17 protein-coding genes and 1 pseudogene are annotated in these 19,387 nt (G+C 66.2%); 16 read left to right on the top strand and 2 right to left on the bottom strand.

Features of this window, described 5'->3' with window-relative positions; translation table 11 throughout:
- The 12 genes and pseudogenes from nuoL to MZV50_RS14135 all read left to right on the top strand — a co-directional run bounded on the left by nuoL (position 1) and on the right by MZV50_RS14135 (position 12,671).
- Positions 1-2,085, top strand: a complete 2,085-nt coding sequence (gene nuoL / locus MZV50_RS14185; RefSeq protein ID WP_252629821.1) for an NADH-quinone oxidoreductase subunit L — start codon at positions 1-3, stop codon at positions 2,083-2,085.
- Entirely contained in the window at positions 2,082-3,584 is a 1,503-nt protein-coding gene (locus tag MZV50_RS14180) for an NADH-quinone oxidoreductase subunit M (RefSeq protein WP_252629820.1), read from the top strand. Before nuoL ends, MZV50_RS14180 begins: the two co-directional genes overlap by 4 nt.
- Complete coding sequence (gene nuoN, locus MZV50_RS14175) at positions 3,577-5,037, top strand: NADH-quinone oxidoreductase subunit NuoN (RefSeq protein WP_252629819.1); 1,461 nt, start codon at positions 3,577-3,579, stop codon at positions 5,035-5,037. The genes MZV50_RS14180 and nuoN overlap by 8 nt, the downstream gene beginning before the upstream one ends.
- A gap of 1 nt (position 5,038) precedes the next feature.
- A complete protein-coding gene (locus tag MZV50_RS14170) occupies positions 5,039-5,794 on the top strand; it encodes a biotin--[acetyl-CoA-carboxylase] ligase (RefSeq protein WP_252635239.1) in 756 nt (251 codons plus the stop codon).
- Complete coding sequence (locus MZV50_RS14165) at positions 5,791-6,576, top strand: type III pantothenate kinase (RefSeq protein ID WP_252629818.1); 786 nt, start codon at positions 5,791-5,793, stop codon at positions 6,574-6,576. The genes MZV50_RS14170 and MZV50_RS14165 overlap by 4 nt, the downstream gene beginning before the upstream one ends.
- Complete coding sequence (locus MZV50_RS14160; RefSeq protein WP_252629817.1) at positions 6,576-8,255, top strand: ribonuclease J; 1,680 nt, start codon at positions 6,576-6,578, stop codon at positions 8,253-8,255. The genes MZV50_RS14165 and MZV50_RS14160 overlap by 1 nt, the downstream gene beginning before the upstream one ends.
- A gap of 108 nt (positions 8,256-8,363) precedes the next feature.
- Positions 8,364-8,798 carry a methylmalonyl-CoA epimerase gene (mce, locus tag MZV50_RS14155; RefSeq protein WP_252629816.1) on the top strand — a complete coding sequence of 145 codons (435 nt, stop codon included), beginning with the start codon at positions 8,364-8,366 and terminating at the stop codon, positions 8,796-8,798.
- The gene (locus tag MZV50_RS14150; protein WP_252629815.1) at positions 8,798-9,058 is read left to right on the top strand and encodes a DUF1467 family protein; all 261 of its coding nucleotides are present in this window, start codon (positions 8,798-8,800) and stop codon (positions 9,056-9,058) included. Before mce ends, MZV50_RS14150 begins: the two co-directional genes overlap by 1 nt.
- 257 nt (positions 9,059-9,315) lie before the next feature.
- Positions 9,316-9,417: pseudogene (locus tag MZV50_RS26725) on the top strand (hypothetical protein); the annotation flags it as partial.
- Positions 9,384-10,712, top strand: a complete 1,329-nt coding sequence (gene proS / locus MZV50_RS14145) for a proline--tRNA ligase (protein WP_252629814.1) — start codon at positions 9,384-9,386, stop codon at positions 10,710-10,712. The pseudogene MZV50_RS26725 and the gene proS, both read left to right, overlap by 34 nt.
- Positions 10,712-11,992, top strand: coding sequence for a lipoprotein-releasing ABC transporter permease subunit (locus tag MZV50_RS14140; RefSeq protein ID WP_252629813.1), 1,281 nt, complete (start codon positions 10,712-10,714; stop codon positions 11,990-11,992). The genes proS and MZV50_RS14140 overlap by 1 nt, the downstream gene beginning before the upstream one ends.
- Positions 11,985-12,671: an ABC transporter ATP-binding protein gene (locus tag MZV50_RS14135; protein WP_252629812.1), complete on the top strand. Its 687-nt coding sequence runs from the start codon at positions 11,985-11,987 to the stop codon at positions 12,669-12,671. Before MZV50_RS14140 ends, MZV50_RS14135 begins: the two co-directional genes overlap by 8 nt.
- A 16-nt stretch (positions 12,672-12,687) precedes the next feature.
- Here the strand turns inward: MZV50_RS14135 and MZV50_RS14130 are convergent, their stop codons facing one another.
- Positions 12,688-13,647 (bottom strand): nucleoside hydrolase, encoded by a 960-nt coding sequence (locus tag MZV50_RS14130; RefSeq protein WP_252635238.1) that lies wholly within the window; start codon positions 13,645-13,647, stop codon positions 12,688-12,690.
- A gap of 167 nt (positions 13,648-13,814) precedes the next feature.
- On the opposite strand from MZV50_RS14130, the gene sidA reads away from it, so the two are divergent.
- The 4 genes from sidA (at position 13,815) to MZV50_RS14110 (ending at position 18,513) form a co-directional block, all read left to right on the top strand.
- Positions 13,815-13,904, top strand: a complete 90-nt coding sequence (gene sidA / locus MZV50_RS14125) for a cell division inhibitor SidA (protein ID WP_156136740.1) — start codon at positions 13,815-13,817, stop codon at positions 13,902-13,904.
- Positions 13,905-13,927: 23 nt separating this feature from the next.
- Complete coding sequence (dnaE, locus tag MZV50_RS14120; RefSeq protein ID WP_252629811.1) at positions 13,928-17,359, top strand: DNA polymerase III subunit alpha; 3,432 nt, start codon at positions 13,928-13,930, stop codon at positions 17,357-17,359.
- A 99-nt stretch (positions 17,360-17,458) separates the two neighbouring features.
- Complete coding sequence (locus MZV50_RS14115) at positions 17,459-17,809, top strand: GFA family protein (protein WP_252629810.1); 351 nt, start codon at positions 17,459-17,461, stop codon at positions 17,807-17,809.
- 71 nt (positions 17,810-17,880) lie between these two features.
- Entirely contained in the window at positions 17,881-18,513 is a 633-nt protein-coding gene (locus MZV50_RS14110; protein ID WP_252629809.1) for a class I SAM-dependent methyltransferase, read from the top strand.
- 48 nt (positions 18,514-18,561) lie between these two features.
- Here MZV50_RS14110 and MZV50_RS14105 read toward each other — a convergent pair whose 3' ends face one another.
- Positions 18,562-19,212, bottom strand: coding sequence for a haloacid dehalogenase-like hydrolase (locus MZV50_RS14105; RefSeq protein WP_252629808.1), 651 nt, complete (start codon positions 19,210-19,212; stop codon positions 18,562-18,564).
- Positions 19,213-19,387: the final 175 nt, after the last annotated feature.

The following is a 19,387-nucleotide window of genomic DNA, read 5'->3' as shown; positions in this document are numbered from 1 at the left end:
ATGCAGACGCTTGTCACCATTCTCGTTTTCGCGCCGATCATCGCCGCGGCCATCGCCGGCCTGTTCGGCCGCCGCATCGGCAACGTGGCGTCCCAGTCGGTCACCACCGGCGCGCTGATCCTGGCCTGCGGCCTCAGCTGGTACACGTTCAGCCAGTGGACCTGGGGGCACATGGAGGCCTTCACCGTCCATCTGCTGCCGTTCATCAGCATCGGCGATTTCCAGGCCAACTGGTCGATCCGCATCGACGCCCTGTCGGCGACCATGCTGATCGTGGTCACGACGGTCTCGGCCCTCGTGCACATCTATTCCTGGGGCTACATGGCCGAGGACGACAGCAAGCCGCGCTTCTTCGCGTATCTGTCGCTGTTCACCTTCGCCATGCTGTCGCTGGTCACGGCCGCCGACTTCATGCAGCTGTTCTTCGGCTGGGAAGGCGTGGGCCTGGCCTCGTACCTGCTGATCGGCTTCTGGTACAAGAAGCCTTCGGCCAGCGCCGCGGCCATCAAGGCCTTCGTCGTCAACCGCGTCGGCGACTTCGGCTTCGCCCTGGGCATCATGACCACCTTCTGGGCGTTCGGCACGATCCAGTTCGCCGAGCTGTTCCCGATGATCGCCAGCCACGCCGGCAAGACCTGGGAGTTCGCCGGTCACGCCTGGCCGCTGATGGATATCGCCTGCTTCCTGCTGTTCATCGGCGCGATGGGCAAGTCGGCGCAGTTCTTCCTGCACACCTGGCTTCCGGACGCCATGGAAGGCCCGACCCCGGTCTCGGCCCTGATCCACGCGGCCACCATGGTGACCGCCGGCGTCTACATGCTGTGCCTGCTGTCGCCGATGTTCGAATACGCCCCGGTGGCCAAGAACATCGTCACGGTGATAGGCGCGGTGACGGCTCTCTTCGCCGCCACGGTCGGCCTGACCCAGAACGACATCAAGCGCGTGATCGCCTACTCGACCTGTTCGCAGCTGGGCTACATGTTCTTCGCGGCCGGCGTCGGCGCCTATCAGGCGGCCATGTTCCACCTGTTCACGCACGCCTTCTTCAAGGCCCTGCTGTTCCTGGGCGCCGGTTCGGTGATCCACGGCATGCACCACGAGCAGGACATGCGGAAGTACGGCGCTCTGGCCAAGCTGCTGCCGGTGACCTTCCTGGCCATGACGATCGGCACGATCGCCATTACGGGCCTCGGCTTCCCGCCGCTGCACCTGGGCTTCGCCGGCTTCTACTCGAAGGACACCATCATCGAGGCGGCCTTCGCCGCCGGCGGCCACAATTCGATCGCCATGTTCGCCTGGGTGATCGGCGTGCTGGTGGCGGGCCTGACCTCGTTCTACTCGTGGCGCCTGGCCTTCTTCACCTTCAACGGCAAGGCGCGCTGGGGTCATGACGATCACCACGCCCACGACGTTCATGCCCACGACGCCCACGGCGCCGCGCACGAGACGCACGAAGAGCCGCTGCCGGACGATCATCACGACGCCCACGACGATCACGGCCACGGTCACGACCACAAGCCGCACGAGAGCCCGTGGGTGATGCTGTTCCCGCTGGTCGCCCTGTCGATCGGCGCGGTAGCCGCCGGCTTCGTGTTCACCGACTACTTCGTCGGCCATCACCAGGAAGAGTTCTGGCGCGGCGCGATCTTCACGGCTCCGACCAACCACGTGCTGCACCAAGCGCACGAAGTGGCCGAGTGGGTGAAGTGGAGCCCGCTGATCGCTTCGCTCCTGGGCTTGCTGATCGCGGTCTATGTCTACCTGATCAAGGGCAACGAGCGCCTGGGCCTGAAGCTGGCCGAGCGTAAGGGCCCGCTGTACGTCTTCTTCTACAACAAGTGGTTCTTCGACGAACTCTACGATGCCACGTTCGTGCGCTTCGCCAAGTTCCTCGGCGACCTGTTCTGGAAGGGTGGCGACCAGAAGATCATCGACGGCCTGGGTCCCGATGGCGTCAGCGCGGTCTCGTATGAGGTCGGCAAGCGCACCGGCAAGCTGCAGACCGGCTATCTCTACCACTACGCGTTTGTCATGCTGCTCGGCGTCGCCGGTCTGCTGACCTTCGCCCTGTACGCCTTCCGTTGAGGGGGACGGAGCTAATGAGCGGCCTTCTCAGCCTTACGACCTTCGCGCCGATCGTCGGCGTCGCGGTGATCCTCGCCGCGCGCGCTTTCAGTGGCGCGAGCGAAAAGACCGACACCCTGTCCAAGTGGATCGCGCTCGTGACCACGCTGGTCACGTTCGGCCTGTCGATCGTCTTGACCGTCCAGTTTGATCCTAAGAACCCGGGCTTCCAGTTCGTGGAAGACTTCGCCTGGTTCGCGGGCCTGCACTACCGCATGGGCGTCGATGGCATCTCGGTGCTGTTCGTCCTGCTCACCGCCTTCCTGCTGCCGATCTGCATCGTGGCCAGCTGGAAGTCGATCGAGAAGCGGGTCGTCGAATATCTGATCGCCTTCCTGGTCCTGGAGACCCTGGTGATCGGCGTGTTCGCGGCGCTGGACCTGGTGCTGTTCTACCTGTTCTTCGAGTTCGGCCTGGTCCCGATGTTCCTGATCATCGGCATCTGGGGCGGCAAGCGCCGGGTGTACGCGGCCTACAAGTTCTTCCTCTACACGCTGCTCGGCTCGGTGCTGATGCTGGCGGCTATCCTGGCCATGATCAGCATCGCCGGCACCTCGTCGATCCCGGTGCTGATGACGTTCAAGTTCGCGCCGTGGCTCCAGACCTGGCTGTGGCTGGCCTTCTTCGCCTCGTTCGCGGTGAAGATGCCGATGTGGCCGGTCCACACGTGGCTGCCCGACGCCCACGTGGAAGCCCCGACGGCCGGTTCGGTCATCCTGGCGGGCATCCTGCTGAAGATGGGCGGCTACGGCTTCATGCGCTTCAGCCTGCCGATGTTCCCGAACGCCTCGGAGATGTTCCAGCCGCTGGTGTTCGCGATGTCGGCCATCGCCATCGTCTACACCTCGCTGGTCGCCTTCCGTCAGACCGACATCAAGAAGCTGATCGCCTATTCGTCGGTCGCCCACATGGGCTTCGTGACCATGGGCATCTTCTCGGGCAACGCGGCGGGCGAGCAGGGCGCTCTGTTCCAGATGCTGAGCCACGGGGTGATCTCCGGCGCGCTCTTCCTCTGCGTCGGCGTCGTCTACGACCGCATGCACACCCGCGAGATCGCCTTCTACGGCGGCCTGACCAACCGCATGCCGCACTACGCCTTCGTGTTCCTGCTGTTCACGATGGGCAATGTCGGCCTGCCGGGCACCTCGGGCTTCGTCGGTGAAATCCTGACCATGACCGGCGTCTACAAGGCCTCGACCTGGACGGCGATCGTGGCGGCCACCGGCGTGATCCTGTCGGCCATGTACGCCCTGACCCTGTACCGTCGGGTGATGTTCGGCGAGATCACCAATCCCGAGCTGAAGACCATCACGGATCTGGACGCTCGCGAGATCCTGCTGTTCACGCCGCTGATCGTCATGACCCTGGTGCTCGGCATCTATCCCAATCTCGTGTTCAACCTGACCGCGACGTCCGTCGACGCGCTGGTCGGCGCCTGGCGCGCCGCCCTGGGTGGGTGAGGAGCCTATGACCTTTTCCGCCAACTTCTCGCTCGTCCTGCCTGAGGTCGTTCTCGCGATCGCGGCGCTCGTCCTGCTGGTCGCCGGCGCCTTTCGAGGCAAGGTCGGGGCCATCTTCACCCTGGCGGCCGTCGCGTCGCTGATCGCGGCCGCCGCCACGGCGGTCCTCGGTCCGCACGGCCACGCCTTCAACGGGGTCTACGCGGCCGACGCCGCGGCGACCTACGCCAAGGTGGCCATCTATCTCTCCAGCGCCGTGGCCGTCGTGCTCGGCGACCGCTGGCTGGCCCAGCGCGGCGACCAGAAGTTCGAATACGCCGTCCTGGTCATCCTGGCCGCCTTGGGCATGGGCGTCACCGCCTCGGCCGGCGACCTGATCAGCCTCTATGTCGGCGTCGAGCTGCAATCGCTGGCCCTGTACGTCCTGGCCGCCATGCGCCGCGACGACGCCAAGTCTTCGGAAGCAGGCCTGAAGTACTTCGTGCTGGGCGCCCTGTCGTCGGGCCTGCTGCTGTACGGTTCGTCGCTGATCTACGGCTTCACGGGTTCGACCCACTTCGGCCAGATCGCCCTGGCCGCCGCCCACGGCGGTTCGCACGGCGTGGGCCTGTTGTTCGGCCTGGTCTTCCTGATCTGCGGCCTGGCCTTCAAGGTCTCGGCCGCGCCGTTCCACATGTGGACGCCGGATGTCTACGAAGGCGCCCCGACCCCGGTCGTCGGCTTCTTCGCCGCCGCGCCGAAGCTGGCGGCCATGATGATGTTCGCCCGCGTGCTGGGCGACGCCTTCCCGGGCTCGGTCGAGCAATGGCGCCAGATCCTGGTGATCGCGGCCCTGCTGTCCGTGTTCGTCGGCGCCTTCGCTGGCCTGGCCCAGACGAACCTGAAGCGCCTGTGGGCCTATTCCTCGATCGCCAATGTCGGCTACGCCCTGCTGGGCGTGGCGGCCGGCGGCGAGGTCGGCCTGCAGTCGATGCTGGTCTTCATGACCCTCTACATGGTCGACGTCACCGGCTTCTTCGCCTGCCTGCAGGCGCTGAACCGCGGCGGCAAGCCGATGGAAACCATCGAGGACATGGCCGGCCTGATCAAGGAGCGTCCGGGCATCGCCATCGCCATGACCGCGTTCTCGCTGTCGGCCCTGGGCCTGCCGCCGTTCTCGGGCTTCTGGTCGAAGTACTATGTCTTCAAGGCGGCCCTGGGCACAGGCGACGTGATGCTGCAGTGGGCGGCCGTTCTGGGCCTGGTCGGCTCGGTCGTCGCGGCGTTCTATTATCTGCGCCTGATCAAATCGATGTGGTTCGACGCACCGGCCGGTTCGGTCGACGCCCCGTCGCCTTCGGCGCGCGCTGTCGGCTACGCGGCCGCGTTCTTCTCGTTCCCGATCGTCCTCGTGGCTCTGGTCTGGCTGGATCCCGCCGCCAAGGCGGCCGCGGCCGCCTTTGGTCACGCGTGACGTGACGGGCGTCCTGCCCGTCGTCGTCCCACCCATCGTCGTTCTGGGCGAGATCGACTCCACCAACGCCGAGGCCCGTCGTCGGGCCGAGGCGGGCGAGGCCGGCCCCGTGTGGCTGGTCGGTCTCCGCCAGACCGCCGGGCGCGGCCGTCGAGGGCGCGCCTGGGAGACCGGCGAGGGCAACCTCGCCGCCACCTTGCTCTTCCGCACCGACAAGGCGCCGGCCGAGGCCGCGCAGGTCTCGTTCGTCGCCGCCCTGGCCGTGGCCGACATGCTGGCCCAGTACGTGCCGGCTTCCCTCGTCAGCTTGAAATGGCCCAACGACCCCCTGTTGGGCGGCTTGAAGGTCAGCGGCATCCTGATCGAGTCCGGCGCCTCGCCCATGGGCGGGCTCTGGATCGCCGTGGGCGTCGGCGTGAACCTGGCGCGCCGGCCGATCGACGCCGAGCGACCGGCCACCTCGATCGCCACCTATCGCGAAATCCCGCCGCCGCCTCCGACCGAAGCCATCGAGGTCCTGGCCGGCGCCTTCGAGCGCTGGTTCCGAACCTGGAACGCCCTGGGCTTTCCCGCCATCGCCGACGCCTGGACGGCCCGCGCCCACGGCCTGGGTGAGCCCTGCGTCGCCCGTCTGGGCGTCGAGACGGTCGAGGGGATCGCTGAGGGACTGGATGGTGACGGGGCTTTGAGGCTCCGTCTGGACGACGGTCAACTCCGCCGGATCACCGCCGGCGACGTTTTCTTTGGAGGCGCTTGATGCTGCTGGCCATTGAACAGGGCAACACCAACACCATGTTCGCCATACACGATGGCGCGTCATGGGTGGCCCAATGGCGCTCGGCGACCGAGAGCACTCGGACCGCCGACGAGTACGTGGTCTGGCTCTCGCAACTCCTGTCGATGCAAGGGCTGGGCTTTCGAGCCATCGACGCGGTGATCATCTCCAGCGTCGTGCCGCAGTCGATCTTCAATCTGCGCAATCTTTCCCGGCGCTATTTCAACGTCGAGCCGCTGGTGATCGGCGAGAACGCCAGGCTGGGAATCGACGTCCGCATCGAAAAGCCCTCCGAGGCGGGCGCCGACCGTCTGGTCAACGCCATCGGGGCGGCCATGGTCTATCCGGGACCGCTGGTCGTGATCGACAGCGGCACGGCCACGACCTTCGACATCGTGGCGGCCGACGGCGCCTTCGAGGGCGGCATCATCGCGCCAGGCATCAATCTCTCGATGCAGGCTCTGCATGAAGCGGCCGCCAAGCTGCCCCGGATCGCCATCCAGAGGCCGGCCGGTAACAGGATCGTGGGCACCGACACGGTGTCAGCCATGCAATCGGGTGTCTTCTGGGGGTATATCTCCCTCATCGAGGGCCTCGTGACGCGCATCAAGGCCGAGCGCGGCGAGCCCATGACCGTCATCGCCACCGGCGGCGTCGCCTCCCTGTTCGAGGGCGCCACCGACAGCATCGATCACTTCGACTCCGATCTTACGATCCGGGGTCTCCTCGAAATCTACCGAAGAAACACCATTTCCGAGACCTGATGAAAAAATCCAAGAACGACGAGCTCGTCTTCCTGCCCCTGGGCGGGTCGAACGAGATCGGCATGAACTTCAACCTGTACGGCTTCGGCCCGGCCCACGATCGCAAGTGGATCGTGGTCGATCTCGGCGTGACCTTCGGCGATCAGACGACGCCCGGTGTCGAGATCATCCTGCCCGACCCGTCGTATATCGAGCCCTACGCCAAGGACATCGTCGGCATCGTCCTGACCCACGCGCATGAAGACCATCTGGGCGCGGTGCACTGGCTTTGGCCGCGCCTGAAGGCCCCGGTGTACGCCACGCCGTTCACCGCCTTCTTGCTGCGCGAGAAGCTGCGCGACGCCGACCTGCTGGACGAGGTCGAGATCACCGAGGTTCCGCTGGGCGGCAACTTCAAGCTCGGCCCGTTCGAGCTGGAGCTGATCACCCTGACCCACTCGATCCCCGAGCCGAACGGCCTGGCGATCAAGACGCCGCTGGGCACGATCCTGCACACCGGCGACTGGAAGATCGACCCCGAGCCCCAGTTGGGCGCTCCGACCGACGAGGCCGCCATCCGCCGCCTTGGCGACGAGGGCGTGCTGGCCATGGTCTGCGACAGCACCAACGTCTTCGTGGAAGGCCAGGCCGGTTCCGAGGCCGATGTTCGGGAGGCCCTGGGGAATCTTATCAAGAGCCTCAGCGGTAAGATCGCCGTGGCCTGCTTCGCTTCGAACGTGGCGCGCATGGATACCGTGATCCGCGCCGCCCAGGCTTGCGGCCGCAAGGTCTGCCTGGCCGGCCGCTCAATGCATCGCATGGCCGCCGCCGCCCGCTCGGTCGGGCTGTTGCAGGGCATCGAGCCCTTCATCAATGACGACCAGGCCAAGCACCTGCCCGAGAACGAGATCCTGTTCCTGTGCACCGGCAGTCAGGGCGAGGCCCGCGCGGCCCTGTCGCGGATCGCCGACGGCAGTCATCCGCATGTCAAGTTGGGGTCCGGGGATCATGTGGTTTTCAGTTCGCGTGTGATCCCGGGCAACGAGATCCCGATCCGCAACCTGCAGAACAAGTTGGCCGATCGGGGCGTGCGCCTGCACACCGAGCGTGACACGCCCGGCATCCACGTCTCGGGTCACCCGTGCCGGGACGAGTTGCGCCAGATGTACGGTTGGGTGCGACCCCAGATCGCCGTGCCGACCCATGGCGAGCGTCGCCACCTGATCGAGCACGCCGCCTTCGCCAAGGATCTGCAAGTTCCGGACGCCATCTCGCCGCGTAATGGCGACATGGTGCGCCTGGCGCCGGGTAAGCCGGAGATCATCGACGAAGTGCCGGCCGGTCGCCTGTATGTCGACGGCGGGGTCGTCACGCCCGAGAACGGCGAGGCCCTGCGCGAGCGACGCCACGCGGCGTTCAACGGCATCCTCGCGGTGTCGATCGTGCTGGATGGCCGCAACAAGATCGTTTCCGGCCCGCAGGTACGCGGCATCGGCCTGACCGGCGACGAGGAATACAGCCTCGACGACGCCCTGGACGATCTCGCCGAGGAAGCCGAGACCGCCTACAAGAAGCTGGATGGCGACGCGCGCGAGATCGACGACAGCATCGAGAACGCCATCTCCCGCGCCGTGAAGAAGGCCGCGTTCCGAATCTGGGAACGCAAGCCGGTCGTCGAGACCACGGTGCTGCGAATCTGATCGTGAAGGGGCGGCCGTGAAAACGCCACGGTCGCCCTTCCTTTCCGCAGCGTGCGGGTGTTAGGCCGATGGCCGATAACCAGAAAAGCACAGCGGGAGTTTTCTAGGATGATCGGCAAGCTCAATCACGTCGGTGTCGCCACGCCGTCGATCGACGACTCGGTGAAGATGTATCGCGACCTGCTCGGGGCCACCTCGGTGACCGAGAAATGGGCGATGCCGGAGCAGGGCGTCTGGGTCTGCTTCGTCAACCTGCCCAACAGCCAGATCGAGCTGATCGAGCCCTATGGCGAAAGCTCGCCGATCCACGGCTTCCTGGCCAAGAACCCCAAGGGCGGCCAGCACCACATCTGCTTCGAGGTCGAGAACATCTACACGGCCCGCGACGACCTGGTGGCCAAGGGCGCGACCGTGCTGGGCGAGCCCCGCATCGGCGCTCACGGCACCCTGATCATCTTCGTACACCCCAAGGACATGGGCGGCCTGCTGGTCGAGCTCATGGAAACGCCCCGAAACACTCAAGAAGCGGACGCGCATCACTGATGAGCCCGATCACCTGGTTCGCGATCTATCTGACGATCTGGTGGACGGTGCTGTTCGCCGTTCTGCCGCTGGGGTCGCGCAGCTTTCACGAGTCCGGCGTCACCCCGCCGCCCGGCGTGGACCCGGGCGCGCCGGTCAATCCGAACCTCAAGCGCAAGTTCATCACCACGACGTGGGTTTCGGCCGTCGTATTCGTGCTGTTCTTCGCCATCGTCCACTTCCACTTGGTGACCCTGCCGGATCTTCCGGCCGCCACCTGATGTGCGAATGCACAAGCCTTGGGCGTGATGCGGGTTATTTGCCCGCGATCGCCCAAGCCTTGGGCGAAGCGCCTCATTGTCAGCGCTTCCATCGCATGGGCGTGCCCCAACATGCGTTCGGTCGGTAAGGTGACTTCAGGAGATCGGCCTTGCCGGTCTCGCTCTGTGGCGTCTTCCCCGACGATGAACTTGAAAGGCCGCGCGACGGATCGCGCGGCCTCTCTTTTATTCGCTTCGGGAGCCTTACTTTAGCCTCGCGCGTTGCCAAGCTCACGGGCGAGGGGCTATCTCAGGCCCTTCTCGAATTCCCGGAGTTTCCACGCGCATGCGCTTGTCGCGCTATTTCCTGCCGGTGCTGAAGGAAGCACCGTCCGACGCCCAGATCGTTTCGCACCAGCTGATGCTCCGCGCCGGCATGATCCGCCAGGAAGCGGCGGGTATCTACGCCTGGCTGCCACTCGGCTTCCGCGTGCTGAAGAAGATCGAGCAGATCGTCCGTGAGGAAATGGATCGCGCGGGCGCCATCGAGCTCCTGATGCCGACGCTGCAGCTGGCCGACCTCTGGCGTGAGTCGGGGCGCTACGACGCCTACGGCCCGGAGATGCTGCGCATCACCGACCGTCACGAGCGCGAGCTGCTGTACGGGCCCACCAACGAGGAAATGATCACTGAGATCTTCCGGGCCTATGTGAAGAGCTACAAGGACGTTCCGAAGAACCTCTACCATGTGCAGTGGAAGTTCCGGGACGAGCGCCGTCCGCGTTTTGGCGTGATGCGCGGCCGCGAGTTCCTGATGAAGGACGCCTACAGCTTCGACCTCGACGCCGATGGCGCCCGCAAGTCTTACAACCGCATGTTCGTGGCCTATCTGAACCTGTTCTCGCGCATGGGCCTGAAGGCCGTGCCGATGCGCGCCGACACCGGCCCGATCGGCGGCGACCTGAGCCACGAGTTCATCGTCCTGGCCGAGACGGGTGAAAGCGCCGTCTTCTGCCATAAGGATCTGGTCGAGATGCCGGCTCCGGGCCCGGACGTCGACTGGTACGGCGACCTGCAGCCGCTGGTGAACCAGCGCACGGCGCTGTACGCCGCGACCGAGGAAATGCACGACGAGGCCGCCTTCAACGCGGTGCCCGAAGCTGACCGCCTGTCGGCGCGCGGCATCGAGGTCGGTCACATCTTCTCGTTCGGCACGAAATATTCCGAGCCGATGAAGGCCCTGGTCATGGGCCCGGACGGCAAGGACACGCCGGTGCAGATGGGCAGCTACGGCGTCGGCGTCTCGCGCCTGCTGGGCGCGATCATCGAGGCCAGCCACGACGAGGCCGGGATCATCTGGCCGGAAGGCGTCGCGCCGTTCGATGTCGGCATCGTCAACATGCGCCAGGGCGACGCCGCCTGCGACGAGGCCTGTGACAAGGCCTATGCCGCCCTGACCGCCGCCGGCAAGGACGTCCTCTACGACGACACCGACGCCCGCGGCGGCGCCAAGTTCGCCACCATGGACCTGATCGGTTTGCCCTGGCAGCTGATCGTCGGCCCCAAGGGCGTCGCCGAGGGCGTGGTCGAGGTCAAGAACCGCAAGACCGGCGAGCGCTACACCGCCGGGCTGGACGCCGTCATCGACAACCTCACCAAAGGCAAGACCGCCTGATGTCAGACGCCCGCGCCGCCGGTCCCTTCAGTCGCTGGGAGCGCTCCGTCGCGCGCCGGTACCTGTTCGCCAAGCGCAAGAACGGCGGCGTGGCGCTCATCGCGGTGATCTCGTTCTGCGCGGTGACGCTGGCTGTCTTCGCCCTCATCACCGTGATGAGCGTCATGAACGGCTTCCGGGCCGAGCTTCTGGGTCGGATCCTCGGCTTCAACGGCCATCTCTACGCTCAGTCGCCGCTGATCAATGGCCCGGACCGCGACACCATCATCCGGCGCATCAAGGCCGCGCCGGGCGTCATCCAGGCCGCGCCGATGGTCGAGGCCCAGGCCATGGTCATCGGCCCGAGCCAGGTGACCGGCGCCATCGTGCGCGGGGTGACGACCTCGGACCTGCGGCACATGTCGCTGATCGCCGGTAACATCAAGCAGGGCTCGCTCGCGGGCTTCGGCCAGGGCGAATACGGCGGCGATGTCGTGCTTATCGGCGACCGCATGGCCCAGAGCGTGGGCGTGAAGCCAGGCGACGCCATCACCTTGATCTCGCCCTCGGGCCCGGCCACGGCGTTTGGCTCCTCAACCCGCGAAAAGAACTACATCGTCGGCGGTGTCTTCAGCGTCGGCATGAGCCAGTTCGACGAGGCCTTCGTCTACATGCCGCTGGAACAGGCCCAGCTGTTCTTCGGCCGCGACACTTCCGTCGACTATGTCGAGATCAAGGTCGACGATCCGGACAAGGCCAAGGAGCTCAAGCACGCCGTCGAGGTCGCCAGCGGCCCCGGCGCCCTGGTCAGCGACTGGCAGGACAAGAACCACAGCTACTTCACCGCCCTCCAGGTCGAGCGCAAGGTGATGCGGCTGATCCTGTTCTGCATCGTCGCCATCGCCACCCTGAACATCATCTCCAGCCTGGTCATGCTGGTGAAGAACAAGGGCAAGGACATCGCCATCCTGCGCACCATGGGCGCGGGGCAGGGGGCCATCCTACGGATCTTCGTCATGGCCGGCGCCTCGATCGGCGTGGCCGGCACCCTGTGCGGCCTGGCCCTGGGCGTGCTGTTCAGCGCCTATATCACCCCGATCCAGAACTTCGTGGAGTGGGTCACCGGCACGGCCGTGTTCAGCGCGGATGTCTACATGCTCTCGCACATCCCCGCGAAGATCGACTGGACCGAGGTCGCCGGCATCGTGGCCGCCTCGGCCCTGATGAGTGTTCTGGCGACCCTGCCGCCCGCCTGGCGCGCCTCGCGCCTCGATCCGGTGGAGGCGCTTCGCTATGAGTGATCCAGTCCTGTCCCTGCGCGGCGTCGAGCGCGTCTACAAGACCGAGGCGGGTGACCTGCCGGTGTTGCGTGGCGTCGATATCGACGTCTATCCGGGCGAGGTGGTCGGCCTGATCGGCCCCTCGGGCTCGGGCAAGTCCTCGCTGCTGCACTCGGCGGGCTTGCTGGAGCATCCCGACGGCGGCCTGGTGTCCCTGGAAGGCCGCGACTGTTCCAAGCTGTCCGAGCGGGTGCGCACGCGCATCCGGCTGGGCACGGTCGGCTTCGTCTACCAGTTCCACCATCTGTTGCCCGAGTTCACGGCGCTGGAAAACGTGGCCATGCCGCTGACCATCGCCGGCAAGAGCCGCAAGGAGGCCGAGGCGCGCGCCAAGGACTTGCTGGAGAGCCTGGGTCTGGGCCATCGGCTGACCCACCAGCCGGCCCAGATGTCCGGCGGCGAGCAACAGCGCGTGGCCATCGCTCGGGCCCTGGCCAATCACCCGAAGCTGCTGCTGGCCGATGAGCCGACCGGCAATCTCGATCCGGCGACGTCGGCGGCCGTGTTCAAGTCGCTCTACGAGATCTGCCGCCAGCAGGGCGTCGCGGCGCTGATCGCCACGCACAATATGGAGCTGGCGCGCTACATGGACCGTGTGGTCGCCCTCAAGGATGGCCACCTGGAAGTCCGGACCTTCTAGCGCCGAAGCGCGGTTCTCAGAGCAGCGCGCGCTTCATCGCCGCGAAGAACCCGGCCTGGTCGATCTTCTTGATCACGCGCGCGTTGGGCGTGCGCCGCTTGAGCGCGGGATCGGCGACTTCGATGTCCGGCAGGATCGAATGGGAGACGCTGAGATAGCCCCGCGTCAGCTCACCGAGAGTCTCGACGTCGACCACGCAGTCCTCGGCCTCCAGGATCAGGCGCTCGTCCAGGGCGATGGCGCAGGTCAGGGCGTCGGGGTGCAGGCTGCCGTCCAGGCCCTCGGTCTCGCGGGCGAAGGCCAGGGAAGCGCGGTTCACGTCAGTGAAGAAACGAGCCTTGTCGGTGCCCAGAGCTTCCAGCTCGGCCAGCTGGGCGGTGCTCCACAGGCCGTCCTTCAGCGTCAGGGTCCAGGTGGCGATCGACAGGTTGAAGCCGGCGTTGACGACGATCTTGGCGGCTTCCGGATCGACATAGAAATTGTACTCGGCCGCCGGCGTGACATTGCCGACCCCATTGTCCGTGCCGCCCATGACCCAAAGATGCTTCAGGGCCTTGGCGATGCGCGGTTCGCGCAGATAGGCCAGGGCGATGTTGGTCAGCGGGGCCTGGGCGATCAGGGTGATCTCGCCGGGCGCGGCCATGATCCGACGCACCAGCTCATCGACCGCGTGGCCGTCGGCGGGGCGTTGGACGGTCTTGGCGAAACCGCTGTCGCTCATGCCGTCGTGGCCGAAGACATAGGCCGCGTCCAGGGGGGCGCGGGTGAAGGGTGTCTCAGCGCCGAGGTAGACGGGGACTTGGTTCGCTTGGCCGCAGACCTCCAGCGTCACCAGGGCGTTTTCCGCGTGCTGGACGAAGCCGACATTGCCATGAGCGATGGTGATCGCCTCGACCTCGACGCCCGGGCGGGTCAGGGCCAGCATCAGCGAGAAGACGTCGTCGCCGGCGGTGTCGGTGTCGATGATCAGGCGCATGGCGTCGATCTGCCCTGATCCGACGGGCTTGGCCATATGGAATCCCATGCGGCGGGGCGCCTGCCGACTGACTCGCCCAAAGAAAATGCGGTGGAACGTCGCGGAACATCTTGTGAACAGAACAAAACCAGAATATGGAACAAAACAAGAAATCTGTGGAGGTTCCGATGATCCGTATCGCGCGTGAGTCTTTGGCCCTTGTGTCCGTCGCCAGCTTCGTCTGGATGATGTGTACGGTCGCCCAACTGGTGGCTTGAGTCGGTGTAAGCGGAGGTCGGTCATGGCGGACGAGGAGGGACAAGGGTTCGTCCACCTGCGGGTCCGCTCGGCCTATTCGCTGCTGGAAGGGGCCATCAAGGCCGACCAGATCGGCAAGCTGGCCGCCGCGGCCGGCATGCCCGCCGCCGGTCTCGCCGATCGCGCCAACCTCTTCGGGGCCCTGGAGTACTCGTCCTACGCCAAGGACGCTGGGGTTCAGCCGATCATCGGTTGCGCCATTCCGGTCACCGGCATCGGCGGTGGCCCCACCGAGCGCTGGGCCCGGGCGCCGACGGTCATGCTGCTGGCCCAGAACGAGCAGGGCTATCTCAATCTCTCCGAACTGTCGTCGATCGCCTATCTCGACAGCGCCGAACTGCCCGAACCCATCGTGCCGTGGGCCAAGGTCGTCGAATACAGCGAAGGCCTGATCCTGCTGTCAGGCGGAACCGACGGTCCGGTCGACGCCCTCTACGCCGCCGGCAAGTCGGCCGAGGCCTCGGCCGCCCTAGCCGAGATGCACCGGGTGTTCGGCGACCGGTTCTATGTCGAACTGCAGCGCCATGGCCTGCCCAAGCAGGCGGCGGCCGAGCCGGGCCTGGTCAACTGGGCCTACGATAACGATGTGCCGTTGGTCGCCACCAACGACGTCTACTTCGCCAAGGAAGGCTTCTACGACGCCCATGACGCGCTGCTCTGCATCGCCGACGGCTCGTTCGTCGGCCAGGATGAGCGCCGCCGCGTCACGCCCGAGCACTGGTTCAAGCCGGCCGACGTCATGCGCAAGCTGTTCTCGGACCTGCCGGAAGCCTGCGACAACACCCTCGACATCGCCCGCCGCTGCGCCTTCATGGTGCATAAGCGCGCGCCGATCCTGCCCAGCTTCCCGACCGGCGACGGCCGCAACGAGGCCGAGGAGTTGCGCCACCAGGCTCGCGAAGGGCTGAAGATGCGCCTTGACGGGCTGACGATGTCGGCCACGCTCGAAGAGTACGAGCAACGTCTCGAGTTCGAACTCGACATCATCGAGAAGATGGGGTTCCCGGGCTACTTCCTGATCGTGTCGGACTTCATCAAGTGGGGTAAGGCGCACGGGATCCCGGTTGGTCCCGGACGGGGCTCCGGCGCCGGTTCGCTGGTCGCCTGGGTGCTGACCATCACGGACCTGGATCCGCTGCGCTTTGGTCTGCTGTTCGAGCGCTTCCTCAATCCCGAGCGGGTTTCGATGCCCGACTTCGACGTCGACTTCTGCCAGGAGCGGCGCGAAGAGGTGATCTCCTACGTGCAGGAGAAATACGGCCGCGACCGCGTGGCGCAGATCATCACCTTCGGCTCGCTGCAGGCGCGCGCCGTGCTGCGCGACGTCGGGCGCGTGATGCAGCTGCCGCTGGGCCTGGTCGACCGTCTTTGCAAGATGGTGCCCAACAACCCGGCCGCGCCGGTGACCTTGGCCCAGGCTATCGACCTGGAACCGCGTCTGAAGCAGGCCAAGAAGGAAGACGCCAACGTCTCGGCCTGTCTGGACGTGGCCCTGCAGCTGGAAGGCCTGTTCCGCAACGCCTCGACCCACGCCGCCGGCGTGGTGATCGGCGATCGACCGCTCACCCAGCTGACCCCGCTCTACAAGGATCCGCGCTCGGACCTGCCGGCCACCCAGTTCAACATGAAGTGGGTCGAAAGCGCCGGCCTGGTGAAATTCGACTTCCTGGGCCTGAAGACCCTGACGGTGCTGGACCGCGCCGTGAAGCACCTGAAGAAGCGTGGCTTCGAGATCGATCTGGGCAAGCTGCCGTTCGACGACACCGCGACCTACGAACTGCTCGCCTCGGGCCAGACGGTCGGCGTGTTCCAGCTGGAAAGCCAGGGCATGCGCGACACGCTGCGCAAGATGCGCTGCGGCTCGATCGAGGAAATTACCGCGCTGATCTCCCTCTATCGTCCGGGACCGATGGATAACATCGACACGTTCGTGGACTGCAAATTCGGCCGCAAACCCGTCGACACCCTGCATCCGTCGCTGGAGACGGTGCTGAAGGAGACCTATGGCGTCATCGTCTACCAGGAACAGGTGATGCAGATCGCCCAGATCCTGGCGGGCTACAGCCTGGGCGAGGCCGACCTTCTGCGTCGCGCCATGGGTAAGAAGAAGAAGGAGGAGATGGATCTCCAGAAGATCCGTTTCGTATCCGGCGCCAAGGAGAAGAACGTCCCCGAGGAGCAGTCGGGCTCGATCTTCGAACTGGTGGCCAAGTTCGCCGGCTACGGCTTCAACAAGTCGCACGCGGCCGCCTATGCCTTCATCTCGTACCAGACGGCCTGGCTGAAGGCGAACACGCCAGTCGAGTTCTTCGCCGCCTCGATGAGCCTCGACCTGTCGAACACCGATAAGCTGGCCGTCTTCCATCAGGACGCCCGCAAGTTCGAGATCACGGTGCGGGCTCCGGACGTCAACGTCTCGGGCGCCGACTTCGAGGTCGAGAACGGCGAGGTGCTGTACGCCCTCGGCGCCATCCGCAACGTCGGCCTCGAGGCCATGAAGCATCTGGTGGCCATCCGTGAGGAGGGCGGGCCGTTCCGTGACATCTTCGACTTCGTCGAGCGGATCGATCCCAAGCAGGTCAACAAGCGCGCCATCGAAAACCTGGCCCGGGCCGGGGCGTTCGACCAGATTCACAAGAACCGCGCCCAGATCGTGGCGTCGGCCGACGTGCTGATCGCCCACGCCCAGAGCTGTCACGCCGACCGTCAGGGCGGTCAGGGCGGCCTGTTCGGCTCGGACCCGGGCGCTGGTCGCCCGCGCCTTGCCAAGACCGAGAACTGGAACCAGGTCGATCTGCTGGACGAAGAACTGTCGGCCGTGGGCTTCTATCTGACCGGTCATCCGCTGGAGGACGTGGTCGGCATGCTGCGCCGTCGCCGCACGTCCATGCTGACCGAGGCCATGGCCCAGGCCGAGGCCGGCATGGAGGCCTTGCGCATGTGCGGCGTCGTCCGTCGCCGACAGGAACGCGCCTCGCAGAGCGGCGAGAAGTTCGCCTTCGTCTCGCTGTCGGATCCGACCGGCGAGTATGAGGTGCTGTTCCCACCGGAGAGCCTGCGCAAGTGTCGCGACGTCCTGGAGCCCGGCAAGGCCGTGGTCATCAAGGTCCGCGCCAAGGCCCGCGATGGCGAGGTCCGTTTCTTCGGGGACGACGCCGAGCCGATCGAGAAGGCTATCGAGAACGTCGTGGCCGGCCTGCGCGTGCATCTGTCGCCGTCGGCGACCGAGATCGAGGCGCTCAGGCGCCGCCTCGAACCGGCCCAGGGCCAGAAGGGCGGAGAGGTGACCTTCGTCGCCGCGATCGGCGGCGGCCGCGAGATCGAGCTGCGCTTGCCGGGTCGCTATACGTTGGACGCGGCCCTGCGCGGGGCGCTGAAAACAGCGCCGGGTGTGGCGCTACTGGAAGATGTGTAGGAATATTTTCCTATTTTGGGGCGTGTCGATTGATCGAACGCGCTAGGTAGCGGGAAGACAGGTTTGGAGAGCCCGAAAGGGCCGGGCGGAGAGAGCGTGATGGCCAGTCATGAAGGCGGATGCCAGTGTGGGCGGGTCCGTTTCGCGGTCGAGGTCGGGCTGGATGACCTGATCAGTTGCAACTGTTCGCGCTGCGGCAAGCTGGGCTCGATCCTGGCCTTTGCGGGCGCCGAGGCCTTCTCGCTGAAGAGTGGTGAGGACGCCCTGACCGAGTACCAGTTCAACACCCACAAGATCTCGCACCTGTTCTGCGAGACCTGCGGCATCCAGTCGTTCGGCCGAGGCGTGGCGCCGAATGGCCAACAGATGGTGGCGATCAATGTCCGCTGTCTGGATGGGGTCGATGTCTTCTCCCTGAAACCCCAACAGGTGGACGGCAGGGCGTTCTGAGGCCGTCGCCCGGGCGTGCCCGGCCTTGGGCGGGGATGGCAGGGGATCGCTATCCAACATCTGGAGGCGCCATGAAACCGCTCGCCGCCAACTCGTCGGGATCCGTGGCGTACGATAGGGCGACACTGCATTTCTATGCGGCCGAGGCGCCGGTCTACGCGGCGAGCGGGCGCGGCGGCCCCAGTCGACGCCTGGAGGCGTTTCTGGATCTTCTCCAGCCCGGCGCGCGCGTGCTGGAACTGGGCTGCGGAGATGGCCGGGACAGCGAAGCCATGCTGGTCCGCGGCTTCGACGTCGATCCCACGGACGGATGCGAGGCGATGGCCAGGCAGGCGGAGCGGCGGCTCGGGCGCTCGGTGTCGGTGATGCGATTCGACGAGTTGAAGGCGATGAACGCGTATGACGGGGTGTGGGCCAACGCCAGTCTTTTGCACGTGCCTCGATCCGCGCTCCCCGGTGTTCTGTCGCGCGTCTTCAGGGCGCTGAGGCCGGGCGGATTTCACGTCGCCAGCTACAAGACCGGCGACGCTGAAGGGCGCGACGGCCTGGGGCGCTACTTCAACTATCTGTCGACGGACGCGCTTGAGGCCGCCTATCGCGGTTCCGCGGATTGGCGGACCTTGGCGGTCGAGGCCTATACGGGCGGCGACTACGAGGGCGGTGAAAGGCCTTGGGCCGTCGTCACGGCGCGGAAGTCCGGCTGAGGTCCATGCGGCTAAGTCGGTGGGGCTGTCCGAGCGTGGGGGCGAAAATCACCACGCCGCCGCCCGGCCGTTCGCCAGCCCGGCCTTGAACAGCCGCCGTTCGGCCGCCTTGCCGCCCTTGACGATGACCGGACGCTCGGCGCCGCGGAGCAGCGGCAGGTCGTCGAGGCTGTCGGTATAGGCATAGGTCCAGCGGGCGCCATGGCCAGCCTCGGCGAGGGCCTGGCATTTGCGCTGGTTGCGGCAGTGGATGTCGGCGACCCAGCCGCCGCCCCGGCGCTTCAGCGAGGTGCCCAGAACCTCGATCGGACGGTTCAGCGGGCCGATCAGGGCCTCGGCCAGGATGGCGGGCGCGGCGGTGACCACGATCACGCGGTCGCCGCGCCGCAGGTGCTCGTTCAAGGTCGCCAGACCGCCGGGCCGCCAGGCCAGGGCGCCGCCGCCCGCATGGAAGGTCTCGCCAAAGCGGGCGCAGGACTGGCGCAAGGCCTGCTCGCGCAGACCCGCCGTGGCGATCCACAGCAGGATGGACGCGCCGGCGCGCCGGGTGCGGGGCAGGGCGACCATCGGGACCGCGACTGGAAGAATCGCCAGCGTCGCCAGGGCGCGGAGCGGCGAGCGGCGCACGCGATCCCAGAGCCACAGGGCCGTGGAATCGCCGTCCAGCAAGGTTCCGTCCAGATCAAAGACCGCCAGCATGATACTGTTCTCCATGCGCCGAGCCCGTCAGGGCCACACGATTGAGGCACGTCCGTGTGTAGGTCTCGCGAACGTTCCGCCGATCCTCGGTGGAGAAGTCGCGCGCCTTGTGGACGGCTCATCGAGATGACGCCGTGCCCTCTAGAACGCCTCATCGATCCTTTTCGTGGCGTCG

Source organism: Caulobacter segnis (assembly GCF_023935105.1).
GTDB classification, from domain to species: Bacteria; Pseudomonadota; Alphaproteobacteria; order Caulobacterales; family Caulobacteraceae; genus Caulobacter; species Caulobacter segnis_B.
Note: the sequence above shows the minus strand (reverse complement) of the source record. Positions and strands in the feature narration are given on the sequence as shown.